This is a genomic window from Thermobifida halotolerans, from assembly GCF_003574835.2.
Classification (GTDB): Bacteria; Actinomycetota; Actinomycetes; order Streptosporangiales; family Streptosporangiaceae; genus Thermobifida; species Thermobifida halotolerans.
This window is the reverse complement of sequence record NZ_CP063196.1, coordinates 3,921,640-3,945,268: the sequence shown is the minus strand read 5'-3', so window position 1 is coordinate 3,945,268 and position 23,629 is coordinate 3,921,640. Positions and strand designations below refer to the sequence as shown.

The following is a 23,629-nucleotide window of genomic DNA, read 5'->3' as shown; positions in this document are numbered from 1 at the left end:
GTTGCGGAGAATCCGGTCACGGCCCGGGATCGCCGGTCAGCAGCGCGCGCACACCCGCCACCTGGGGGTGGCCGGGGCCGTGCAGCCGGACGAGGTCGACGAGCAGGGTGTGCAGGGTCTCCTCGGCGCGGTCGCGCTGCCCCGAGCTCAACTGCAGCACCCCGATCTGGCGGCGCAGCTCCAGGACGCGCGGGTCGTCGGGGCCGTAGACGCGCCGCTCGTCGGCGAGCAGCCGCCGCATGAGCTCCAGCGCCTCCGCGGTGTCGCCGACGAGCGCGCGGCAGGTCGCCTCGCGCAGCCGGTAGCGGAACACCAGATCGCCGTCGGGGCCGTCGCGTTCGGCCAGGTCGGCGGCGAGGGCGGCGAAGGCGGGCGCGGCCTGCCGGTAGTCGCCGCCGTCGAACAATACGTCGGCCAGGTGCCGACGCAGGTCCACCACGTCGGCGTCCAGGGGGCCGAAGGCCCGGTCGGCGGCGGCGAGCGCGGACTCCAGCACGTCGGCGGCCTGGCTGTAGCGGGACTCGGCGACCAGTTGCAGCGCCTCGCCGCGCAGGTACTCCAGGTCGGCGCGGTCGAACGCCCCGCCGTCCCGCTCCGGTTCGGGGTCGGACCGCCGCGCCGCCGGTGCGGGCGGCTCCGGCGCCGCGGCGGGCTCCTCGGGGGGCGCGGTATCGCCGAAGACCCGGCCCACCACCGCCGCGTACATCCGCGCCGGGCCGGGCACGGTCGGCGGGGCGAGCACCCCGGGCAGCGGGTCGAGGCCGGTCGCGAACGGCAGCAGCCGCTCGTAGACCTCCTGCGCGCTGCCGGGCCGGTCCTCCGGTTTCTTCGCCAGCAGCTGCAGGACCAGGTCGGCGAGTTCGTCGGGCGCGTCGGGGCGGTCGGCGCGCACCGACGGCGGCGTCTCGGAGACCTGCTTGCTCATGGTGGTGTAGGCGGTGGAGCCGGTGAACAGCTGCCGACCGGTCAGCATCTGGTGCAGGGTGCAGCCCAGGGCGTACAGGTCGCTCTGCGGGGTGCTCATCCCGGCCTCCACCTGCTCGGGCGCCATGTAGGCGGGGGTGCCGACCAACTGCCCCGACCGGGTGATCTGGGAGAAGTCGTTCAGGTCGAGGGCCACGGCCAGCCCGAAGTCGAGGACCTTGACCGTGCCCTCCGGCTCCAGCATGAGGTTGGCGGGTTTGAGGTCGCGGTGCACCAGGGACACCCGGTGGGCGGCGGCGAGCACCGCGCACACCTGCGCGGCGATGGCGGCGGCCCAGCCGACCGGCAACTCGTCGTGCTCGGCGATCAGGTCGGACACGCCGATGCCGTGGATGCGCTGCATGACCAGGAACGGCCGCCTCTGGTGGGTGCCCACGTCGAACACCGCCGGAACCCCCGGGTGCTGGAGCCGGGCGGTGATGCGGGACTCGCGGACGAACCGGCGCACGAGCTGCTCGTCGTGCACGCCGCTCGGGAAGCGGAGGAACTTGACGGCCACCTCGCGGTCGAGGCGGGTGTCGTGGCCCTCCCACACCTCGCCCATGCCGCCGTGCGCCAGCGGCACCGGCCGCAGTTCGTAGCGGTCGTCGAGCACCATCTTCCGCCGGGGGTCACGGGTCATCGGTGGGCTCCTCGGGGACCGGGGGGTTGCTGTGCGTCCCGGCCGCGGTGCGCGGCCGGGTTCAGGTCGACCCGCTCGTCCAGCAGGTCGACGACGGGGACGGCGACGGCGTGCGCGCCGAGGGCGCCGAGGCGGCCCGTGTCGAAGGCCGTCCACGCGGCGGTGATCTCCTCCCGGTCGGTCGTCCCGCACACGCTGAGCAGGTGGGTGGGCCGGTCGCCGGGGTCGGGGCGGCGCAGCAGCCACAGGTGCGCGCCGGAGTCGCCGTCGGCGTGCGGTTCGACGACGGCCCGCAGCGCGCCCCAGCGCAGCAGGTCGGCGCGGACGCGTCGACCGGTGCGGCGGTGCGCCGCGGCGGCGGGCATGTGGACCACCACGCGCCCGCCGGGCCGGGTTCGGGCCAGGCAGTGCTGCACCCACGCCAGTTCGGGCTCGCCGCGCGGCGGCAGTCCGCAGCGCCAGCGGGCGTCGCCGGCGAGCTCGTCGTGCCCCCAGTGCCGGTCCCGGAACGGCGGGTCGCACAGCACCACGTCCGCGGTCTCGGCGGCGAACCCGTCGTCGCGCAGCGTGTCGCCGACGGCCAGGCGGGCGTCGCGGCCGTCCAGCAGTAGCCGGGCCAGCGCGATGTGGCCGAGCGCGGGGTCGCGTTCCTGGGCGAGCAGGGCGCGGGTGCCCCGTGCGGCGGCGGCCAGCAGCAGCGCGCCGGTGCCGCAGGCCGGGTCGAGCACGCGGGCGGCGGGACCGGCGCCGCCGAGTTCGGCCATGAGGTCGGCCAGTCCGCCGGAGGCCGTCCCGGCGCGCCGTGTGTGGGACGCGGCGTGGCGGTCGCACAGGGCCGCGTACAGTCGTCCGCCGCGCTCCCCGGCCTGTCCGGCCTGTTCGACTTCGGCGAGCAGCGGCTCCCAGCCCGGGTCGGGTGCGGGTAGGGCGTCGGCGGGGCGGTGCAGCAGCCGCATTCCGGCGTGCGCGAGGAACTCGGCCGTGCGCACGCCCTCCACAACCGCCCGGGCGCACTGCCACAGCCGGTCGGCGGGGGAGGCGTGGAACGGTCTGCCGTGCCGGTCGCACCAGGCCTCCACGTCGGCCAGGGAGAACAGCGGGTTGGCGGCCATCCCCGCGACCGGGCGGGGAAAGTCGGCGTGGCGGCGTCGCCAGTTGCTCACCGCCGGACGCCGCACACCGGTCAGCCGCGCGATGTCGGTGGCGCTGACCACCGCCTCGGGGAGGTCGCCGTGTCCGGGGCTCACGCGTCCCGCCCCGCGCGTAGCGGCCGGAGCACGCCCGCGGCCTTCAACTCGTCGATGTGCTCGGCGGCCCGCTGCGGGGCCGGACCGCCGCGCACCAGCAGGCCCGCCTCGATGTTGGCGGCCACTCCCGACTGGGTGAGGTTCGCGCTGGACACCAGCAGCATCCTCCGATCGCAGACAGCGAGTTTCGCGTGCATCCTGCCGTGGCGCACCGTGCGCCGCCCGGTCGGCCAGTGCCACAGCCGCACCCCGTCGATCCCGGCGAACGCGTCCGCGGGTTCCGCGCCGTCCAGTGCGCCGCCCGCGCCGCGCAGCGTCTCCACCACCACGGTGACCGCCACGCCTCGCGCGGCGGCTTCGGCCAGCGCCGCGCGAATGCCGCCGTGCGGCCGGGCCGAGTAGGTCATCACCGCCAGTTCGTCCGACGCCGCACCGATCACGTCGAGGAGGACCTGCGCGGTGGCGCGCACCGGAACGGCGTGGCTGGCGGGGCCGCTCCACACCGTCTCCACGGTCACCGGGGAACGGCCGCCGCGCAATCCGGCGGCGAGCCCGCGCAGGTAGGCCGCTGCCTCGGCGGGCGGCACGCCGTCGTCGAGCGCCGCGAGCACGGGCGCGGCGGCATCGTCGAAGCGCCACCCCCGGTCGCCGAGGATCGCGTGGGCGGGCCATCCGGCGCCGACCCGCTCGGCGAGCGCGTCCAACGCGTCGGCGCCCAGCACGGCCGCCGCGGCGGCGGCCTCCTCGAAGCGGGTCATGGCAGTTCGGGCAGGAGCGCCAGCGACGGGTCGTCGACGGGCACCACGAACCGGCGGTCCAGGAACCGGTTGCCGCGCTCGCACGTGGTCTCCGACACGAACAGGCACACGTGGCAGGCCGCGCCGTGCAGGAAGTCGTCGTGCGACTGCGGCAGCCGCTCCCGGCACAGCGGGTCGGAGGAGCAGCGCGTGGCGTCGTGCAGCGCCCGCCGCACCAGCCGCACCAGCCGGTCGGGTTCGGCCTGTGACACCAGTCCGCCGAGGGTGCCCTCGGCGTCGGGCACCGCCGTGTAGATGAGGATGCCGCCGCGCGGGTCCTCGGGGCCTCCGGCGTAGACGCGCTCCGACAGGCTCGCCGCGTTGTACCCGCAGTCCAGCGCGATGGTGCGGAGCAGCAGGTGCGACAGGGTGTGCAGGGCGATGTAGCGGGCGCCCGGCCAGTGCCGCATCGGGTCGAACGGCCCCTTGATCCGGTCGGAGTAGCGGTTGCGCCGGTACCGGGCGTAGGCGTCGCGGTGGCGGCGCAGCGCTTCGGAGTCGGCGACCCGCCGCTCCCAGTCGCACAGCACGTCCTCGGACACGCGCACGAACACGCCCTCGCCGCGCACCTCGCTGGCGGGCAGCCACTCGGGTGCGCCCCGGGTCAGCGGGGCGCGCGTCACCAGGTCGGGGTCTTCGAAGTCGGGGGCGTCCAGCCGGGTGAAGCCGACGAGGGCACGCACCTCGCGCAGCCGCTCCACCTGCACCACGTCGCAGAACAGCCGGTCGAGCGGGGCGGGCACGCCGCCGGGGTCGCGGCGCAGCGCGAAGTCGTCGCCGGGGTCGGGGGCGGGCCGTGCGGAGAACGCCTCCCATTCGGGGGTGCGCAGGTCGGGGTAGCCGCCCTGGCTGTCGTCGGTGTCCTCCTGCTCGTTCTCCCGGCGGGCGCGCACCCGTTGCACGGCGGCGGCGATGGCGCCGTCGTCCCACCGCCGCAACTCCTGGAACGCCGGGACGTGCTCGCGCGCGTAGCCGTACATCGCCGGGGCCAGCGGGGACACCTGCGCCCAGTAGGTGTTGACCCTGTCGTCCAGTTCGCTCGTGTCGGTCCTGGGCACCGACAGCACCGACAGGGTCTGCGCGAACCACTGGTTGGACGCGCCCACCACCAGCACCCTGACCTCCCCGTCGCAGCCGTGCGGGTCGAACGTGCCGAGGTGGGGGTGGCGGCCCCGGCAGCGCGGCAGGGCGCCCCGCCCGTCGCGGCCCAGCGCCTCGCGCATGTTCCGGCGCTGACCGCAGTTCACGCACCTGATGGTGACGTTGGCGCCCAGGTTGCCGCCCCGGTCCTCCATCTGCAGCCGGGGCTGGGCGGCCTTGGGGCAGGGCTGGCCGCGGTGGACGAACGGCGCGTAGGGGAAGTCGTCGAGGTGGCCCGCGGTGCAGGCGACCACGAACCGGGCGGGCACCGCCAGCGGCCTGCGTCCGCTCCGTTTGCGGCGGCAGTCGCCGTGGAAGAACCGCGCGTCGTGCGGGCGGCTCGGCTTGTCGTTCTCGAACTGGAAGATCCGCTGCGCCAGCGGCGCGAGTTCGTTGCAGGCGGTGCAGCGCAGCCACGCCGGGAACGGAACGGTCGGCACGCCCACCCGCGCGGCCGGGCTGTTGGGGCCGGGGTCGGTGTCCTCCATCCACGGCGCGGGACGCAGTTCCTTGACCTGCTGGCCGCCGGACAGGCGCTGGACGGCCTCCAGCAGGCGGGGCTCGGCGATCGCCGTCTGCTCGGGGACCCTGTCGTAGCGCCACTCGTCGAGGCCGCTCACCAGCACCGAGAAGTTCGGCAGGTCCACCAGCGCACCCACGCCCGAGGTGAACATCAGGTGGCTGGGGCGGACCGTGCCGACCCTGCGGCGGTACTGCTCGCTCACCGTTCCTCCTCGCCGGTCGCCGCGTCGCCGGAGGGGCTGTCCTCGGGTGGCGCGAACGACCACTCGGGCGCCCCGTAGGTCCCCTCGAAGACGTCTCCGCCTCCGGGGACCAGCAGGTTGATCTCGTTCTCGGTCTCCCGCATCGACATGCCGACCGTGGTGTCGTCCCACCGGCCGCTTCCGGCGCGGGTGAGCAGCCCCACCACGCGCTGCTTGCGGACGGTGCCGGTGTCGTAGCCCAGCCGGACCTCCCCGGTCTTGCGCAACTGCCACACGTCCCTGAGCCGCTTGAGACGCTCCTCCAGGTAGTCGCGGCCTCGCGGACCACCGGCCCGTTCGGCGCGGGCCAGCATCCGCTCGGTGACGCGCCGCGCCTCGGGGCCGTCCAGGTCGACGTCCTGGGCGTCGGCCTCACGCGAGTGCTGTTCGGCGACGTGGCGCAGCGCCGCCACGAACGCGCCGGTCGCGCCCCGGTCCAGGGCGCGGCGGGTGAACGGGGTGACGCTGAGCGCCTCCACCTGCCGGTAGAAGGTGGCGTGGTAGTGCTCGAAGTCCTCGTAGTGCGCCAGGTCTCGGGGGCGGGTCCAGTTGTAGAGGGTGACGACCAGGCCGGGGCGGGCGGCGTCGCGGCCCACCCGGGACGACGCCTGGATGTACTCGGCGGTGTTCTTGGGCTGCCCGGTCACCATCATCAGTCCGAACCGGGACACGTCCACGCCGACCTGGAGCATGGAGGTGGCCAGCACCACGTCCACCGGGGCGCGGTCGGCGCGCTGGCGTTCGTAGAGGCGTTCGGCGACCGGGTGCATCGCGGGGCGCTCCCGCGGCTTCGACCCGCGCTGCCGGTCGAACACCTCCTTGACGTGGGCGTTGACCGCCCTGCGGCGTCCGGTGGTGTCGAGTTCGGGGTCGAAGCCCACCTCCAGGTGTCGGAGCACGTCGCTGATGTCGCCGGAGGAGATGCGGGAGGTCAGTTCCTGGACGGTCAGCATCGTCGTGCCGCCGACGAGCCGCGGTGGCAGGCCGCGGCGGCGGTCGTGGCGCACCCGGGTCACCACGTCGTCGTCGAGGTAGCGGCGCATGCCCGCCAGTTCCCGGGTGGCGTTGAAGTAGCCGACCAGCGTCATGTACGGGTCGGCGGCCGAGCCGTGGGTGTCGAACACGGTCTGGCCCGCGACGAGCAGGATCTCGGCGAGCCGGATCTCTGCGGACTTCAGCCGGGTGCCGTGCGCGCACACCCCCAGGTAGCGCCGTCCCGGGGTCTCCTCGGTGAGGGGCGCCCGGCGGGAGAAGAACGTGTCGGCGGCGTCGGTGACCTGCGGCGGAAAGATCTCCAGGCCGCGGGCGAACACACCGCGCACCTGGTCGGCGGCGCGTTTGGTGGTCGCGGTGGAGGCCACGATCTTCGGGCCGGTCTCGGTTCCGTCCGGTGTGGTCCAGGTGCACAGTTCGTCCACGGCCGACTCGAACAGGCCGACGGTGGTGCCCAGCGCGCCGGAGATGAGGTGCAGTTCGTCCTGGATGATCAGGTCCGGTGGGCGCAGCCGCACGACGGGGCGGCTGGCCACGGCGGGCAGAGCGCCCTTTTTGAGGTGCCGGGAGCCGCAGCCGATGGCCTCGTCGAGGTCGTCGTGGCGGTAGCCGTGCCGGGGACAGTGGCGGCTCACCCGCCCGAACAGCATTCCGGCGTAGCCCTTCCACGGCAGTTGCGCCAGCTTGTCGACGGTGGCGATGACCAGACTGGGCAGCAGCCGGTAGATCTCCTCGTCCACGGTGAGGATCGGCAGTCCCTCGGCGGAGTGCTTCCGGGAGAACGGGCAGGCGCCCGCGCCCTCGGCGTTGCCGCAGAACAGCAGCACCCGCCGGGTCTCCTCGACCGGGCGCAGGTCGCGGTGGGCCTCCAGGGCGGTGCCGCACCACGGGCACGACACGGTCTGCAGCACGTTGGCGCGCCTGCCGCTGCCGGAGTCGCGGGCCTCGGCGATCTGGGCGGCGGCCCGGTCGAACCAGTTGGGAGAGACGCCGGTGCCCACCCACAGGCCGATGCGGAACGGTTCGGCGCCCCAGGTGCCGGGGTCCTCGGCGCGCAGCACCTCGGCCGCGCACACCAGCGCGGCGGCGCGCTGGAACTGCTGGGCGGTGAGCAGGCGCAGGGTGTAGCGCATGAGCACGGCGACTCCGGCGGAGCCGTCGCGCGCCTGTTCTGCGGCGCCGACCGTGCCCTGCAGCCGCCGGACGGCGAAGGTGAACGCGGTCAGGCCGAGGTAGGCCTCGGTCTTGCCGCCGCCGGTGGGGAAGAACAGCAGGTCCACGACGCCGTCGGCGAAGGTGCGTTCCGGGTGGTCGACGTCGGTGAGCGACGGCAGGTTCAGCAGCACGAACGCGAGCTGGAAGGGCCGCCACGACGCGACGGCCGGGCCGCGGGCGCGCACGGCGCGTTCGGCGTCGGGGTAGCTGACCGAGGGGTCCTGGCGCAGCCGCGCGATCTCGGTGTGGCGGCGCTGCGCGGCCATGGCCCGGTTGGCGAAGCGGAAGGCGCGCAGCGCGTCGTCGTGGCCGGGCCGGTCGGGGTCGGTGAGCAGGTCGATTCCGGCGCGGATGCGGTCGGCGGCCTGGCGGGCACGGAACACCGCCCCTTCGGCCGCCTGCGCGAGCCGGGCGGGCAGCGCGGGGATCTCGGCGGCGCGCTCGTCCAGCCAGGCGGCGTAGCCGTCGACGAGCGGGGCCAGCCCGGCGCGCAGCGTGTCGACGTCGGCCTCGGCGAGGGAGTCCATGGACAGCAGGGCCGCGGCGAGCGGGGTGCCTTCGAGGGGCGCGATGGTGGCGGGCACGTCGTGGACGGGCAGCCAGGCGGTTTCCAGGGTGCGGGCGCGGCGCAGCTCGGGGTCGGCCGCGGCGTGCACGGCGACGTTGTGCCCCGAGGCGTATTTGAGCTGGTCGCGGTAGAGGAGGCGCAGGTGCAGCTCTTCGGGGTCGTCCGGCGTGGCGGCGTCGTCGGTGAGCGGGTCGTCGGTGGGCAGGAACACGGGGGCGTTTCCGTCCAGCGCGGTGACGGTGAGCTTCGTCTGGAACAGCCACGCCGTGTCCGGGGTGGTGGCGGGTTCGCGCTGGTTGTTGACCAGGGAGATCTCGACGGTGCGCCGGTCGCCGTCGGGGCGCACGGCGACGGCGAGGTAAACGCAGGAGGCGTCGGGGTGGTCGGCGGTCAGGCTGATGCGCTGGTCGGGGTCGCCGTCGAGGCGGATCTCGCGGGTGTGGGAGCGGGGCGCCCGCGCCCACACGGTGCGTTCGCTCCCGTCGGCGGTCTCGGTCTTCTCTCGGGTGTACTCGCCCCAGGAGGCGGTGACCGCGAGCGCGTCGGTGTCGGCGGCCACGCGGCAGGACAGTCCCATCGACGAGGCCCACAGGCGGCCGAGGGGCTGCGAGGGCAGCACTTCGGGCAGTTCTCCGGCGTCTTCGCCGCGTGCCTCGCCCGCGACGCCGGCGGAGGTGTCGAGGGGGGCGGCGGACTCGCCGCGCCGGGGCGCGTGGTGGCGGGGGCCGAGCATGCCCACCAGGTAGCGGTCGCGCGGCGCCTGCGCGTTGGGGTGGAAGCGTTCGTGGTCGCCCTCCCACGGGCCGAGAAGGTCGCGGGCGAGGAGGTCCTGGAACTCGTCGCGGACCCGGAACGAGGGTGCCCCGGTGAAGCGCTGCGGCCGGTCGAGGAGGTCGGCCGGGTCCGGCGGGGGCCGCCCGGTGGAGGTGTCGAGTGCGGTCTGCTCGCCGTGGGGGTGCGGGAAGAGTGCGTCGGACATGCGAAGAGAAGCCTTCCACTCGCGTCCTGGGAAGAGGGAGTGCCGCGGTTCCCAACCTAGGGCCGCGCGGTGTGAAGCGTCGACCACCGAGACCATATTGTTAACCAGGTTCACAGGTTTTACGTTGCCGCTGCTGGCGGGGGTCGGCTTGTCGGCGGGGACTCAAGATGCTTTCCGTGTTGGAAACTCGTGAGTTGACAAGATGGAAAGTCAGTGGTTGACCTTCCGACATGGAAAGAGAGTGGAACGCCTCCCCCCGTCCCACCCCTGAGCAGGCCCGCGCCGCGCTGCGCGACGTCGAGCAGACCCGCTCCTCCTACTACGCCGAACTCAACCCGTGGTGGACCACGCTGATCATCGCCGTGTTCCTCTGCGCCGTACCGCTGGCCCCGGTCTTCGGCCTCGACTGGACGCCCATCGCCCTGCTGGGCGGTCCTTTGGGTCTGGGTGCGCTGCTGTGGGCCTCCCGCCGCAGCCCCAACACCGAACCGCGCTTCGGCGCACTCGAGATCACGCTTCTGGTGGCGGGCACGGCGGTCGTGATCGCCGGACTGATGAGCGGATCCTTCCTCGCCGACACCCACGGCGCGTGGGTGTGGATGCTGGCCGCCGGGGTCAACGTGGCGGTGGTCGTGGGCATCGACCTCATGCTGCGGCGGAGGGCGCGCAAGACGGCATGAGACGCACCGACTCCACCCCCTCCGGATTCAACGACACGATCCACGCGCCCAACCGGCTGCGGATCTGCGCCCTGCTGGACGTGGGAGAAGAGGTCGAGTTCGCCGCCGCCCAGCAGCAGTTGGGCGTCAGCGCCTCGGTGCTCAGCAAGCACGTGGGCGTCCTGGTCAACGCCGGATACGTCCACCAGCACCGCGCGGTGCGCGACACCCGCCAGCGGGTGTGGCTGTCGCTGACCGACGAGGGCCGCGCCGCCTACCGGTCCCACATCGCCGCCCTGCGCGCGATCGTCGAGGGCGGCGCATGACCCGCCGGCTCCACAGTCCGAGGCCCCGACCTGTCGTCGGGGCCTCGGACTGTGGGGCCGGACGCACGTCGCCCACCGGTCACCGCTCCAGGTGCTCCCGCACCAGCCGGACCAGGCGCACCACGTCGCCGTCCAGGGGGCCGACCGGCCGGTCCAGATACGGGGCGAGCACGATCAGCGCCCGGACCCTGCCCCAGTCCCGGACGAGGCCGCCCAGGTCGTCAACGGCCTGGGCGAGCTCCAGGGCGGTCACGAGGAAGCCGCTGTCCGGGGTGGGGGCCAGTTCCGCCAGGAGTTCGGAACCGGCCCCCTCGGTGTCGCGGCCGATGGCGACCGCCCGGGACACGGCGCGGGCGAGCAGTTCGCCGTCCAGGCGGGGCGCCAGTTCGGCCAGGCGCTCGGTATCCGGCGGCTCGGCGGCGAACACCCGGTCGAGGGCGCGGGCGAGCCGGTCGTGGTCGGGGCGGGCGGCGGGCCGCACCCACTCCGGATGCCACGCGGCCGCCGCCGTCCACAGTCCCGGCGGCGGGGCGGGGACGAGGTTGTCGGCGGCGGGCAGCCGCTTTCGCGCGGTGGTGTAGCGCACCTCCCGGCCGAGGCTGGGCGCCAGGAAACCCCGCTCGGCCGCCGCGTCGGTCTCCCGTTCGGCGCGGCGCAGGGCCCGGTCCAGGGCGTCGCGGTAGTGGCACAGGCAACCGTGGTGGTCGTGGGCGGCGACCCACACCCCCTCCCCCGTGGGCGACCCCGGCAGGTACACGGTCAGCAGCCGGTCCAGGTCGGCGCCCCGGCCCGCCTGTTCCAGGTGGAACGCCAGATGCCGCAGCGGGTAGCCGCCGTGGACGCCGCCGAGTCCCGGATCCGCGGCCAGACGCGGCAGGCCGCGGTCGAGCCCGCCGAAGTACGCCAGGTAGTGGTCGCAGATCGCGGCGTGCGTGGTGCGGCGGTCGCGGCGCGGTCCGGTTCCGTCGCAGCACTCAAGGGGGCGGACGGCGCGGGTGAGGACACGGCGGCGCGACTCGGCGTCGAGCCGGGGAAGCAGCGCGGCCAGCGCCCAGGCGCGGAACTCCGCGTCGTCAATGGTCCACACGAGCCGCATCGCCTCAAGGAGCGCTGCTTCGTCCAGGTGTGGGGCGAGATCGACCAGCGCCCGGGCGCGGTCCCCGTCCCCGGTGACGGCGCGGGCGTCCGCCACCGCCTGGGCGAGCGCCCGGCGGCGCTGGTCGGCGTCGAGGTGCGGGGCGAGCGCGGTCAGCGCCGCGATGCGGTTCAGATTGCCGACGCTGTCGATGGAGTCGAGTGCGGTGGCGGCGGCGCGGCGACGCCGGTCACCGTCGAGGTGGGGGAGGAGCCGGGCCAGCGTCCAGGCGCGCCGCCAGGCGTCGGTGAGGGACAGAGCCGATTCCAGAGCGTCGGCCCCGGCCCGGGCGCGCCGGTCGCCGTCCAGGCGGGGAAGCAGCGCGGCCAGCAGCCAGGCGCGGTGCGCGGGGTCGTGGTGGGAGCGGGCCGCGGCGAGGACCCGGGCGTGCTGGTCGGCCTCAAGGTGCGGGGCGAGTGCGGCCAGTGCCTCGGCGCGCTCATCCTCGTCCTCGACGGCCAGCGCGGCATCGACGGCGTGGTGCAGGGCGCGGCGGCGGTGCTCGCCGTCGAGGTGCGGGGCCAGTGCGGTCAGCGCGTGGGCGCGGGCCCCGTTGTCGGAACGGGCACGGGCCGCGCGCAGCGCCCGCTCCGGGGACCACATCCCCGCCGCTACCAGGGGACCCAGCAGCGGGACGGGAACGGAAGCCGAGTAGCCGGTGGTCACAGAGCACCTCCGGGCCGTGGGTTCAGTGCTGTTCGGCGTGGTTGTGGTGGTCGCGCTGGCGGGGCAGCGGCCAGTAGCGGCGGTCGGGGTCGCGGCGGGGCAGGCGCGCCTTGGGCGCGGTGCGGAGTGTGTGGACCAGTTCGGAGACGGTGGCGGCGCACACCAGAACGGCCAGTCCGATCCCCTGGTAGGGGGGTTTGAGGACGGCCGTCACCTCCGGGATTCCGGCGTCGTCGTGGAGCACGCAGATCTCGTAGTGGGGGAACTCCTCGCGGGCGAGCCGCAGCGATTCGGAGGGGATGAGGTGGTACACGGTCACATGCCTTCGACGGGGGACGCCGTAGGGACGGGCGTGCTGGAGACGGCTGGTGGCGGGCGCCCTCCCCGACGGGGGGCCGTCGGATGCCCACCGGGACCGGTGCGCGGCCGGTCCGGCGGACGGGTGGACGGACACAACACGGGCAGAACCGGAGTGGGTTTCGGTCCCGTTTCCGGTCCGCCGGAAGGTTCGTCCGGGTCGCCGGAGCGGGCGCGGCGGAGGGCGGACGCGCGACTCGGACGCGATCGGTGCGGCTTGCCCGATCACCCGCCGGGGATGGTGGTTGACGGCGGGGTCCGGAGTGCTCAGGCGATGAGAAGACACACGGCGGCGACGCCCTCCGGGGTGCCGGGAAGGACGTGGGAGACACGCGCCGGGCCTACCCAAACCCTAGCGTGTGATGTACCGAAAAATGACGTCCAGGGAGGACACAAGATCAAAAACTTGCAACCGAATTCCCGACGCGGGTTCCCGAGCCGCTGGCGGTGGTAGATCTCTGGGAGCACTCCCAAACACCGGTGGCCGTGCGACCGGAGGAGTGGCCGCTTCCGGCCAACGGCGGCCCGGACGGGACCGGCCCGTCCGGGCCGCGGCCACTGCCGGTTGCGCAGCTGCCCCTTGGTGATCAACCCGGCCTGATTCGGCGGTCCACCCGCGATCTGTGGACAACCGGAACGATGGTCTTCACATCAGACTGAGGTCTGAGTGTTGGGGTTTGCGGTGGGTGCGGGTTCTTTTCGGAGGGCCGGAGGAGGGCGGGGTATTCCGCACCAGCCGTTCGGGGTGGGCTTCCACGGGTTGGCGGCGGCTGGTCGAGGCGCCCTGGCGCCGAGTCCGGGCGCGCCCTGCGGGTGGATCGGTCGAGAGAACACCGGTCATCCCTGGGGGGCTCTGTGGTGCGGGATTGCCGTGGAGGGTGCGGGTGGGTGGGGCCGTGTCCGGACTCGGCGCCGGGGGCGCCTCGACCGGCCACTGGCAGCCGGTGGTGTCCCGCTTCTGGAGAGTTCTGTGGAATGCCCCGGGCGGGCGGCCAGTTGGACCGCGCATTCGCAGTCCCGGTTCGTCGGGGGCCGCGTGCACGTAGACGTCGGGGAGGACCCGCCGCCACCGCCGGTTGCGCAACCGGTCCCTGGTGATCATTCCGGCCCGGCGGGCGTCGCCGCCCCAAGCGGCCCGGACGGCAGGACGGGGGAACCTTTCCGGGGTGTGCCATGGGCCAGAGAATGCGGCAGCGCGGGACCGGCTCCGAGTCCTGTCGGCGGCCTGTGGACAACCGCGACGGTGATCCTCACGCCAGCGGGCCGAAAACGCGGAGAACGGCCCTCCCATATCGAGATCATCGGTGGTGGCCGGGAAAACAACACGATTGATCTCGGATGAGTCGAAGAGAAACGCCGGTGTCTTCTTCTTTCCGTAGACTCCGGTGCTAGGGAGGAACCTGATGATGCACCAGCAATTCCAGAGGGGGCACCTCGGCCCTCCTGAGCGGCAGAAGATCCTCGGTGATATCGGCACCCTGGTGGTCGGAGAGGCTCCAGAGGAGTGGACGAGGATTGTCTACACCATGAAGATGGTCGCTGGGCACGGTTCGGACCAGGTTGTCGTCGAGTTCCCGGATGGAGCACGCCAGAGGGAGTTCGCTCCCGTGAGAATCATCCCGATGGTCAAGGAACTCCGGGCCGGAATGTACCTGGAGGGCAAGGGGACCTGGTTCTCGATGGAGTACGTGATCACCCGTCCCGGGAACTACAACGTCCACTTCAACTACGACCAGGATCCCGGGATCACCTTCCCCACCCCCCAGGGGTACACCCAGGACCTGAAGTACTTCCCGCGCGACGAGGAGCACATTCCCGACTGGCTGCGCGAGAGGCTTCGCGCCGAGGCTGAGGGACAGGTGGGAACGCCGCCTGCGGACGGCGACTGAGCCGCACGCCGAGGTGTCTGGTCGCCCAGGAGCGACCGGGTGGTCCCGACCTGCCGCAAAGCGAGTTCCGGGCTTCACACGGTCCTCCCCCGGTCCGAGTTCGCCACCCCGGACGGTACGGAACCGGGACTCCTGGTCTTCGGACGGCACCGGGCCGGATGCGACCGACCTGTCCGGTGAGCGGCAGAGCACGCGGACCACCGGGCGCGGCCCTCGACCCGTCCGCGGCAGGGGCGCCGTTCGGGGTTGCAACCGGTATCCGAGGACGGCCGTGGGCGGACAACGGTTGCGGAATCCGGCCCGCCGGCGTTGCGGTCAGGGGGACTCTTCCCCGGCCACGTCCGTCTCCACGTCCTCCGCGTCCCCGCCCACGGCGACGGATCCGGGGCCGCCGGCGCGGACGTTCTTCTGGGTGTCCTGACCCCAGGCCCGCCACATCTCGATGCCCGCCCATAACACCACCACCAGACCCGCCCCCAGGACCACGACGGTTGGTTGGTCGCCACGTTGGTGACCACCGCAACTCCAGCCCCGGCCAGAACGGATACTCCGGCAGCCAGTACGTGACCTGCTCGACCCGCCATTATCCCCCTCCGCACCCGCGTGCCCCTGACAGGAATGGTCCGCTTCCGAAGTTTTCAGGCCTATTGGCGCCAAAACCATGGTCGGAGATTATCCGGGACCATTTCCGGGAATGGCCTCACAGCGACAACTGTCCCCTGCCGAGGAGAGGCCGGATGGAACTGACGATGCTCTACAAGGACGGGGGATCGGGCGCGGAGGGCTGCCCCAGCGTCTACCTCGCCGACACCGGGGAACTCGTCGTCCAGGGCACGCAGCTCGCCCCGGAGGACCTCGCCAAACTGGAGAACCCGCTGCCCGGGGAGACCGCCGTCCGCATCAGCCCCGAAGTGCTGATCGGGGCGCTCCAGCGGTACCAGGCCAACCGGTGAGCGGCGGGGAAAACCACGGTGGGCACGGTTTTCACGTCGCTGAGCGACCCGGATTTCCAACGGCTGTTCGACGATTTCCACTACACCGCCTACCGGCTGGAAGCACTCCAGGTGTACGGCGTGCCATACGAGATGGCGGAGTTCGCCCGGTTCCAGGCGGGTGAGGCGAGAGGCGAGTTCCCCGGTATCGCCCGCTGGGCCGACCGGGTCGCCCGAGGGGTCCGCGCAGGCAAACGGTTCCACCGGGTCCACGTGGTGACCGAGCCGCTCTCCGACTACGTGCGCTTCGAGTGCGCGTGGGCCTACCGCCACACCGTTCCGGCAGGGGAGGACGTGCGGATCGCCGCCGTACCGGAGGGGCGGTGGCCCGCTGGACTGCCGCGCTTCGACTACTGGCTGTTCGACTCCTCGGTCCTGGTGCGCATGGACTACGCCGACGACGGGACGTTCGTGTCCGCCGAACTCGTCGACGACCCCGAGCAGGTCGTCCAGGCCAACGTCTGGCGCGACCAGGCCGTCCACCTGTCCGTGCCGTTCGCCGAGTACGCGGCCGGGTTCGACGACCTCATGCGGCCGGCACGGGCCGACTCCTGACCGCGCACCCCCACTCCCCCGCCCCGACAGGCTGATGACCAACAACGAGATGACGGGCGACGCCGGAGCGGTCGTCCAGGCCGGGGTGGTCCACGGCGACGTCCGCGTCGGCGTTCCCGGGCGCCCCGGTCTTCCCGTGCCCCGCCAACTGCCGCTCGCCATGCGCGGTTTTGTCAACCGCCAGGCCCAGCTCGCCGCGCTGGACGCGCTCGCCCGGGAGACCGACGACCCGTCCGAGCCGGTCCGGTCGGTGACCGTGTCCACCATCGCCGGGGCTCCCGGGGTCGGCAAGACCGCGCTCGCCGTGTACTGGGCGCACCGGGAGCGGTCCCGGTACCGTGATGGCGACCTGTACGTGGATCTGCGCGGGTACGGTCCCGGCCCCAGGCTCGAGGCCGCGCAGGCGCTGGAGACCCTGCTGCGCTGCCTGGACGTGGCCCCCGACCGGATACCGGCGGACCTCGACGGCCGCGCCGCGATGTACCGGTCGCTGCTGGACGGCAGGCGGATGCTGGTGCTCATCGACAACGCGGCCAGCGCCGACCAGGTCCGTCCGCTGCTGCCCGCCTCACCGCACTGTCTGGTGATCGTGACCAGCCGGAACAGCCTTCCCGGGCTGACCGCGCGGGAGGGGGCGCGGCGGCTGGTGCTCGACGCGCTCACCCCGGAGGAGTCGCTGGTGCTGCTGCGGCGGATCGTGGGCGTCGAACGGGTCGACGCCGAGCACGAGGCGGCGCGGCGGCTGGTGCGGCACTGCGTGTTCCTTCCGCTGGCCCTGCGGATCGTCGCCGAACGCGTCACCGCCCGCCCGGATGTGCCGCTCGCCGAGTTCGTCGCCGAACTGGACGATGAGAGGGAACGCTTGGACGCACTACGCACCGAGGACGACGAATTGAGCGACGTGCGGGCCGTCTTCACGGCCTCCTACAACGGACTCGACGCCGAGGCGGCCCGGTTGTTCCGGCGGTTGGGCCTGCATCCCGGTGCGGAAGCGGGGGTGCACGCCTGCGCGGTGCTGGCGGGGACGACCGTGCCGAGGACGCGGCGGCTGCTGGAGCGGCTGGCCCGCGTCCACCTTGTCACCGAGGTCGGCCGCGACCGCTACCGGCTGCACGACCTGCTGCGGTTGTACGCGGCGGAGCGGGCCGAGCGGGACGAGGAGTCGGACGAGCGCGAACGGGCGCTGCGCCGGGTGCTGCTCTGGTATCTGCGCAGCGTCGCCAACGGGCACCGCGTGGTCCTGCCCGCCTTCCACAGGGTCGCGCTGCCCGAGGCCGACCTGCCGGTCGGTCCCGTGGTGTTCGGCGGGGTGGACGAGGCGATGGACTGGTTCGAGACGGAACGGGAGAACCTGGTCGCGGCGGTCCGTGTCGCGGGGGAGAACGGCGCCGACGACCTGGCGTGGCGGCTGCCCGCCGTCATGTACGGGTTCTTCGAGATGCGCGGCTACTGGTCGCAGTGGCGCGACCTCCACCTGCTGGGGGTGGAGGCCGCCGAGCGGATCGGTGACGAGCACGGGCTGGCCTGCAACCGGCTCGGGCTGGGGGACGCCAACTGGCTGCTGAAACGCACCGACGAGGCGTTCGAGTGCTACCGGGCCGCCGCGGAGGGCGCGGCGCGCTGTGCGGACCGGTGGGTGGAGGGGTTCGCGCTGCGTCAGACCGCGGTCCTGCTGCATGACCGGGGACAGTACGAGGAGGCGAGCGGGGTCGCCGAGCGGGCGCTGGCAGTCTTCGAGAGCGGGGAGGAGTGGCGGGGCGCGGGCATGGCCCTGCTGACCCTGGGGGACTGTCAGCGCGAACGCGGGGTTCCGGAGCAGGCCGTCGGCAGTTGCGAGCGGGCGCTGGAGTTGTTCCGCGCCATCGACGACGGGTGGAGCCTCGCGTGGGGGCGCTGCGCGCTGGGACGCGCCCTGGCCGACCTGGGCCGGTGGTCCGAGGCCCTGGACCGGTACCGCGAGGCGTTGGCCACGTTCCGTTCCTTCGGCAACAAACGCAACGAGTTGCGGGCGCTCATCGGCATGGGGGAGGCATGTGCCGCGCTGGGACGGACCGAAGAAGCCCGGGAACACCTGGGGACCGCCGTGGCGCTGCTTGCCGAGATCGGCAGCGAGCAGGCCGCCGACCTCGCAGAGCGCATCAGGGACCTTGACATCGATGGTTCACCCCCTCGTTCCGGTGGTTCGGGGGAACGGTAAGGCCGGGGGATCGGATAGGGGTCAGTGCCCCTGGGTGACCGTGGCCTTCTCGGTGGAGCCGAGTTCCAGCCGTAGGGGAACGATCTCCTCGCGCCACCGCCGCACCCACTCGTCCGGCAGGCCCTCGCGGACGGTGTAATCGCGGTGTTCGCCGGTACCGGTCGTGGCACGGGTTCCCGCTGTCTCGTGGAAGACGGTCCGAACATGTCGAAGTTGGTGCTGTGGTCGGGTTCTGGCGTCGGTGGTGGCCGCGGTTCCGTGCTCGCCGTGCGCGGGTGGCCGGTTTCGGCCATTCTTCTGGCTCGTTTGCCGGCCTTTCCCGATGTGATCTGCCCGGATCCGTTTCCGCGGTTTCTTGAGTGCTCTCCGCTGTTCTCCGGGTTTCTCTAGGGTTGTGTCGCTTGGCTGACGGACCAAGGGCGCGGAGGCCGACGGGTGAGCGACGAAGAAGACGTGGTGCTGGATCCCGGCAAGATCGTGATTCCGGCCGCGGACCCGGACGCGATCGAGGCCGCGGGCAAGGCCCTCAAAGGCGACGCGGGCGACATCTCCCAGGCCGGCCACGACATCAAAGCCTCCTGGGCCGGCCTGGAGGGCCACTACATCGCCCCCGAGTCGGAGGAGTTGCTGGCCGCGGTCGATCCGGTGGCCGACGACGGCGACGACATGGACGACAGGATCACCACGGTCGGCCAGGCGCTCATCGACTTCGCCGAGGAGATCCGCCCCCTGCTCGCCAAATGGAAGAGCCTGAAATCCGACGCCGAGACCATGGCCGCCGAGATCGCCGAGCTGGGCGAGGAGTGGAACGACGACGAGGACCGGGTCGAGGCCCACCGCGTCCTCAACAACGACCTGGCCGCGGTGCAGACCGACTACCAGGCGGCCGAGCGCGAGTGCGCCAACGCCATCACCGCCCTGGTCGAGGGCGGCACCCGCTTCGTCGCCGCCGAACTCGACGGCTCCACCGTGCCCGACGACGGCGAGATGGTCTACGGCCTGGCCGAAGCCCCCGAAGGCATGGCCACCGAATGGGCCACCCCCCAGGAGCACGACGCGCCCTGGTGGGTGGACGTGGGCGCGGCCATCGGCGACTTCGTGGTGGGCGAGGCCCAGGACCTCGCGGCCCAGTTCGGTTTCTACCACGACGAACGCGGCTGGGGCGCGGACTCGTGGAGCGAGTGGAGGGCCAACCTCAAAGACCACTGGGGCCAGACCCTGACCACCCCGGCCTATCTGCTGGGCCTGTACAACGGCGAGAACGTGGTGGGCTCCGTGGAGGAGTGGAGGACCAACATGGCCTCCACCTGGAGCGGGGTCGTCCACTCCGTGGTGCCCTGGACCGAGTGGGGCGACCGCCCCGGCTACGTGGTCACCACCACCGCCCTCAACCTGGGCAGCATCGCGCTGGACGCCGCCGCGGTGGCCGGAGGCACCGCGCTGAGCGTCACCGGCTACGGCGCGGTGGTGGGCGTGCCCCTGGCCGCCTGGCGCGGCGCCAGCCTGCTGAGCAAGCTCGGCAGATTCAGCGACGCCGTGCCCGACATGTCCTCCTCGTCCACTCCTGGTCTGGACGCGTCCGTCACCGACCGCCCCAACCTGCCCGACGGCTTCAACCTGCCCGACGGCCGCACTCCCGGAGACATCACCACCGACCTGGGCGACGCCCTCGACGACTCCCTGTCGATTCCCTCCTCCCACACCGACGCCCTCAACGACGCCCTGGCCAACGCCGAGAACTTCGGCCACCCACCCAGCGGAAACGGCCACTCACCCGGCGGCAATCCCGCCCCGCCTCCCGCCGACTCCACACCCCACACCCCGCCCCCCGGCAACACCGACCCCGCTCCCAGCCCTTCCACCGACACCGATGCGTCCCCGTCCAGCCCAGCAGAGGACGCCCCCCACAGCGACGGCGAACAGTCCTCCCACCCCGCCGGGGACACCTCCGCTGACGCGGACGGAACTCCCGAGGCAGACGCCCCTGCCTCCACCGCCCCGGACACGGACCGTTCCGGAGCAGGTGAGGAAGCCTCCGCGTCCGGTGGTCCCGCCGACCGCACCGCGGACAGCGACGCGGACATCCACGCCTCCGAGTCCTCGGAGCGTCTGGCCACCACGGGCCAGATGGAGTGGACCCTGAACATGCTCGACTCCTACGTCGACACTCCCGAAGACCTCATCACCCTCATCGACACCGGCCGTGACACCCAGGCCGACGCCGACGTCTCCGAACGCGACCTGGTCACCGCCAACGCCCACCACGACACACCCAACACCCGTCCCAGTGGAGGCATGGGCGACGGTTCAGGGGGGCCCGCCGACCTGCCTGGCTCGGGAGGCGGGGACAGAGGTTCCGGAGTCAACCTTTCCGGAGGCGGTGACGGTGGTTCCGCCGGTGGCAGGGACGGCAGCGGTGGCTTCAACGGTAATGACAACAGGCCTTCCGGGAACGGCCACAGCGGTTCTGGGGGCAACGATGTACCTGATCTGGGACATCGGGAGCCTTGGGACAGCCGTGCGGACAACGGAAACGGCGACGACAGCCACACTGACCGAGACGGTCAGCACGATGCTGACTCAGACGGTCCGGACCTCCGCAATGAGCATGAGGAGTCCGGAGACCAGGGTGGCGGTCAGAACACCGGAGAGGGTTCTCCTGAGGGAGACGGACCTGCTGGTGAGGAGCCCCTGACTCCTGAGCAGGAGAAGCTTCTCAGGAGGGCAGACGGCCTTGAGGAGAAGCTGAGGGAAGGGGGACTGACAGACGAGGAGATCGCTCAACTCCGAGGAAGTTATCCCCGTGACAGCCACCCCTGGCAAAGACTCTTCGGTGCGATGAGGTTGAAGGATACGCCAAACGGAGACATTGTACTCGGAGGAATTAACAAGAAGGCCTTCAATATTCTGCATCCAGAAGCGACAAGGTTCGCCTTCGATCTCGCTTCAGGCCCCAAGGAGTTTTCCTATCTCTACGAGTACTACATTGCAAATTTTGAAGAGAATCGGAGGCTGATCGGCGAAGATGTTGGACTTGCGGAACGGTTTCAGAAGTCGCAGAAATCGAAAGTTCAGTTTGCTGCGGAGAATGTAGTTGCAAGCGATGTGGAATCAAGTCTAAGGTCAGACTTGGAGGTTATAAGAGAAGTTCGGGGAGAAACAACAGCTATCGATCCTGACCTCCCCGCAGACGGGCTCGAGCAAGCTATACGAGAGAATGCGGGGAAAATCGGCATGGGGCATGAGTTTTCAGCCGCCTACCACGCCCTGAAGCACCATCATGAGATTCCGCCGCAAGAAATGGTTGGCAACCGCGTTCGCTACTACCTGGGCAGTGCGGAAAGGACCATCAGAGAAGGAGAGTTGTCTCTGATGGAAACCCAAGAGGATGGGCGGATAAAGCTTGAGTTCACTCGCACAGAGACCTGGCACGATGGCACCCGGGAAAAAGTAAGTCATCTCCGAGCCTTGATCTTTGTGGGGTGGGACGGATCTGTGATCATGGCAACATACGGAGGAATTTCGAGATGAAAGAAGAAGGTTCTTCGAAAGATTTGGTGGCGGAGATTCAAAGAAGTATTCTGATCTATCTTGAAAAAAAATCCTCTTCGGGGCGGGTTAGTGTCTTTGAGATGAGGGGGTTAATGGGTCAGGTGGTTGAATTGAGCCACCTCCTTCAGCGGGATGGCCATGCCCCAGCCGAACTGCAGGACTTCCGAGTGAGGTTCACGGAGCTCATGAGTCGTGAACGCAACCTCGCGGAGATGGATGTTTATCTCTTCGACTGTCTGTGCTATGCCCAGCGCGGTGACCTCAACGGTTTTGAGCCCGCGTGCTGGATGCGGTCTTCGGCGCAGATCCTCCACGACGTGTGTGTGGACTGGAACCATCCTGGTAGTGCAGCGATCCGTGAGCTGTTCGAAGAACATATCGAAGAGATTGATGAAACCATCAGACTGGTTTCCTGGGACGCGCCTCCCGTCCCGGAAGAGAAGATCCCAGACTGGGTGCCGGAGTCGCACTGGTGGTGGCGGGCCCCGATGAGAAAGGACATGAGCCCGGAAGAGCGGGACCGAAGAATCAACTACGAACTCTACGATGCCATAGACGACCTGGAGAGCAAGGAGTCACGTAGGGATGACTGAGCAGCCTTCCGCGGACGAGATTGCCGCAACGCGCCTGGCGGCCGATCCCGGCCGGATCCGGCAGCAGTTGATGGCGGACCTGGCCGAGATGAGTGCGTTGGGCCACGCCGAGGTGCGCGCCGACCCCGCAGGGGATGTTCCAGAGTTGGTCGCCGTAGTACGTGAGCGGGCCGATCGGCTCGGATTCGACTCCCCGGTCCAGACGGCCACCCTGGCCAAGAAGCGGCTGCGTGAACTTCCGGTGGCCGAACGCGGCCCCGGATCGGCGATCGCGGCCTACCACCGGGCCGCCTCCCGCACGCTGCGCGACGGCCACGTCGCCGCCCACCAGAAGTCCCCCGACGGCGACCGTCACCTCCTCTTCTTCCGCACCGTTGAAGAGGCCACGGGTGTCACCGTGACGCTGGAGGCACGGGTGCGCGCGGAATCCGACGGCGTGGTCTGGTTGGACTCCTTCGGTTGGCCCACCACCACCGCCAGCGCGGTGTACGTGTTCACCGGCCCCGAAGGGCAGTACTTCGATCAGGCGGTGGCTGACCTGCGCGACGACACGGTGCCGTTTGACCGGGCGATGCTGATGCTGCTGGCGAGCACACTCGGCACCGCCCCGTCGGCACTGGAAGACGAGCAGCGGATAGCGGCGGCCGGGCAGATCGCCCGGCGGCGCGGCGACCTCGGCGGCTACCTGTACCAGACTCGCAACTACGCCGATGCGGCCTTCGACCGGGACTGGTTCGGAGCGTGCCTGTACCGCTCGGCCTTGGAGGCGGTGTTCGAGAACTTCCTCGGCAGCGCCGCGTTCTCCCTGGTCGACATGACCGAGCTCGACGAGATCGACCAACGGCTGCGTGAACTGCTCCCCGAAGCACCTGCCTCCACTGCCGCCGTGCCGGTGGGAATGCCGGCGCACCACTGGTGGTGGCAGACCGCGGTCCAGCGTTGACCAGGACCTGCAAAGCGCATAAAGGATCTGAAGGTCGCCTTGGCGTTTTTGATGCGTTCTCCCAAGCCGAACGGTTCCTGGGCCTTCGACCTGGACGATGTTGTCGCCCCGGGCTTGAATCCGGGTTGGGGCTGCGGCCCGCACGGCGGAGACACTCGCCAAGCATGACCTGCTTAATCTGCACGCCATCAAGTGCTTCTGGGGATTCGCGGTAGAGGTATCGGCATCACTACCTCTCTGGTTGTGGACGACTTCCCACTCGACGACCCTCGCATGGTCGGATACGTCCTGGAGAGCCGTCCCACGGGATATCCCGAGGCTGAGGTCGCCTGGGTTGACTTGGTCGGCCCCGGTGTGTGGTTCGACGCCGAAGGACAGTGAGGTTTTCTCAATGAAATGGGCTGGGCGGTGAGGTGAGGACGGGATGGTGAGGGGGACCCTGGCTTCTGACAGGCG

The 23,629-nt window shown here is 71.3% G+C and carries 16 protein-coding genes; 9 read left to right on the top strand and 7 right to left on the bottom strand.

What is annotated here, in order from left to right; all coding sequences use genetic code 11:
• Positions 1–16: 16 nt before the first annotated feature.
• Genes NI17_RS17625 through drmA form a run of 5 tightly spaced genes read right to left on the bottom strand, consistent with a single transcriptional unit; the run spans position 17 to position 9,309 of the window.
• Positions 17–1,606: a serine/threonine-protein kinase gene (locus NI17_RS17625; RefSeq protein WP_243597539.1), complete on the bottom strand. Its 1,590-nt coding sequence runs from the start codon at positions 1,604–1,606 to the stop codon at positions 17–19.
• Positions 1,603–2,853, bottom strand: a complete 1,251-nt coding sequence (locus NI17_RS17620) for an N-6 DNA methylase (protein ID WP_068688042.1) — start codon at positions 2,851–2,853, stop codon at positions 1,603–1,605. Before NI17_RS17620 ends, NI17_RS17625 begins: the two co-directional genes overlap by 4 nt.
• Positions 2,850–3,611, bottom strand: a complete 762-nt coding sequence (gene drmC / locus NI17_RS17615) for a DISARM system phospholipase D-like protein DrmC (protein ID WP_068688043.1) — start codon at positions 3,609–3,611, stop codon at positions 2,850–2,852. Before drmC ends, NI17_RS17620 begins: the two co-directional genes overlap by 4 nt.
• On the bottom strand, positions 3,608–5,515 hold the full coding sequence (drmB, locus tag NI17_RS17610; protein ID WP_119267605.1) for a DUF1998 domain-containing protein: 1,908 nt from the start codon (positions 5,513–5,515) through the stop codon (positions 3,608–3,610). The genes drmC and drmB overlap by 4 nt, the downstream gene beginning before the upstream one ends.
• Entirely contained in the window at positions 5,512–9,309 is a 3,798-nt protein-coding gene (gene drmA, locus NI17_RS17605; RefSeq protein WP_119267606.1) for a DISARM system helicase DrmA, read from the bottom strand. Before drmA ends, drmB begins: the two co-directional genes overlap by 4 nt.
• Positions 9,310–9,539: 230 nt before the next feature.
• Between drmA and NI17_RS17600 the strand changes: the two genes are divergently transcribed.
• Positions 9,540–9,989, top strand: coding sequence for a hypothetical protein (locus NI17_RS17600; protein ID WP_068688044.1), 450 nt, complete (start codon positions 9,540–9,542; stop codon positions 9,987–9,989).
• Positions 9,986–10,294, top strand: a complete 309-nt coding sequence (locus NI17_RS17595) for a transcriptional regulator (RefSeq protein WP_068688045.1) — start codon at positions 9,986–9,988, stop codon at positions 10,292–10,294. Before NI17_RS17600 ends, NI17_RS17595 begins: the two co-directional genes overlap by 4 nt.
• Before the next feature lie 79 nt (positions 10,295–10,373).
• Here the strand turns inward: NI17_RS17595 and NI17_RS17590 are convergent, their stop codons facing one another.
• Entirely contained in the window at positions 10,374–12,095 is a 1,722-nt protein-coding gene (locus tag NI17_RS17590; protein ID WP_243597538.1) for a hypothetical protein, read from the bottom strand.
• A gap of 22 nt (positions 12,096–12,117) precedes the next feature.
• Positions 12,118–12,414 carry a hypothetical protein gene (locus NI17_RS17585; RefSeq protein WP_068688046.1) on the bottom strand — a complete coding sequence of 99 codons (297 nt, stop codon included), beginning with the start codon at positions 12,412–12,414 and terminating at the stop codon, positions 12,118–12,120.
• 1,441 nt (positions 12,415–13,855) lie between these two features.
• Between NI17_RS17585 and NI17_RS17580 the strand changes: the two genes are divergently transcribed.
• The 7 genes from NI17_RS17580 to NI17_RS17550 all read left to right on the top strand — a co-directional run bounded on the left by NI17_RS17580 (position 13,856) and on the right by NI17_RS17550 (position 23,173).
• Positions 13,856–14,341 (top strand): antitoxin YezG family protein, encoded by a 486-nt coding sequence (locus NI17_RS17580; RefSeq protein ID WP_068688047.1) that lies wholly within the window; start codon positions 13,856–13,858, stop codon positions 14,339–14,341.
• 737 nt (positions 14,342–15,078) lie between these two features.
• On the top strand, positions 15,079–15,294 hold the full coding sequence (locus NI17_RS17575; protein WP_068688048.1) for a hypothetical protein: 216 nt from the start codon (positions 15,079–15,081) through the stop codon (positions 15,292–15,294).
• A gap of 18 nt (positions 15,295–15,312) precedes the next feature.
• Positions 15,313–15,888 (top strand): DUF6879 family protein, encoded by a 576-nt coding sequence (locus tag NI17_RS17570; RefSeq protein WP_068688049.1) that lies wholly within the window; start codon positions 15,313–15,315, stop codon positions 15,886–15,888.
• 34 nt (positions 15,889–15,922) lie between these two features.
• Complete coding sequence (locus NI17_RS17565) at positions 15,923–18,085, top strand: ATP-binding protein (protein WP_119267953.1); 2,163 nt, start codon at positions 15,923–15,925, stop codon at positions 18,083–18,085.
• A gap of 435 nt (positions 18,086–18,520) precedes the next feature.
• A complete protein-coding gene (locus tag NI17_RS17560) occupies positions 18,521–21,616 on the top strand; it encodes a hypothetical protein (protein WP_068688050.1) in 3,096 nt (1,031 codons plus the stop codon).
• Positions 21,613–22,230 carry a hypothetical protein gene (locus NI17_RS17555; protein ID WP_147416938.1) on the top strand — a complete coding sequence of 206 codons (618 nt, stop codon included), beginning with the start codon at positions 21,613–21,615 and terminating at the stop codon, positions 22,228–22,230. Before NI17_RS17560 ends, NI17_RS17555 begins: the two co-directional genes overlap by 4 nt.
• On the top strand, positions 22,223–23,173 hold the full coding sequence (locus tag NI17_RS17550) for a hypothetical protein (protein ID WP_068688052.1): 951 nt from the start codon (positions 22,223–22,225) through the stop codon (positions 23,171–23,173). Before NI17_RS17555 ends, NI17_RS17550 begins: the two co-directional genes overlap by 8 nt.
• Positions 23,174–23,629 lie beyond the last annotated feature (456 nt).

Bases quoted from the DNA above. Each gene is read 5' to 3' on its own strand.
- NI17_RS17580 (WP_068688047.1), top strand. From the start codon at position 13,856: ATGATGCACCAGCAATTCCAGAGGGGGCACCTCGGCCCTCCTGAGCGG.
- NI17_RS17595 (WP_068688045.1), top strand. From the start codon at position 9,986: ATGAGACGCACCGACTCCACCCCCTCCGGATTCAACGACACGATCCAC.
- NI17_RS17565 (WP_119267953.1), top strand. From the start codon at position 15,923: ATGACCAACAACGAGATGACGGGCGACGCCGGAGCGGTCGTCCAGGCC.
- NI17_RS17625 (WP_243597539.1), bottom strand. From the start codon at position 1,606: ATGACCCGTGACCCCCGGCGGAAGATGGTGCTCGACGACCGCTACGAA.
- NI17_RS17550 (WP_068688052.1), top strand. From the start codon at position 22,223: ATGACTGAGCAGCCTTCCGCGGACGAGATTGCCGCAACGCGCCTGGCG.
- NI17_RS17555 (WP_147416938.1), top strand. From the start codon at position 21,613: ATGAAAGAAGAAGGTTCTTCGAAAGATTTGGTGGCGGAGATTCAAAGA.
- drmA (WP_119267606.1), bottom strand. From the start codon at position 9,309: ATGTCCGACGCACTCTTCCCGCACCCCCACGGCGAGCAGACCGCACTC.
- NI17_RS17575 (WP_068688048.1), top strand. From the start codon at position 15,079: ATGGAACTGACGATGCTCTACAAGGACGGGGGATCGGGCGCGGAGGGC.
- NI17_RS17600 (WP_068688044.1), top strand. From the start codon at position 9,540: ATGGAAAGAGAGTGGAACGCCTCCCCCCGTCCCACCCCTGAGCAGGCC.
- drmC (WP_068688043.1), bottom strand. From the start codon at position 3,611: ATGACCCGCTTCGAGGAGGCCGCCGCCGCGGCGGCCGTGCTGGGCGCC.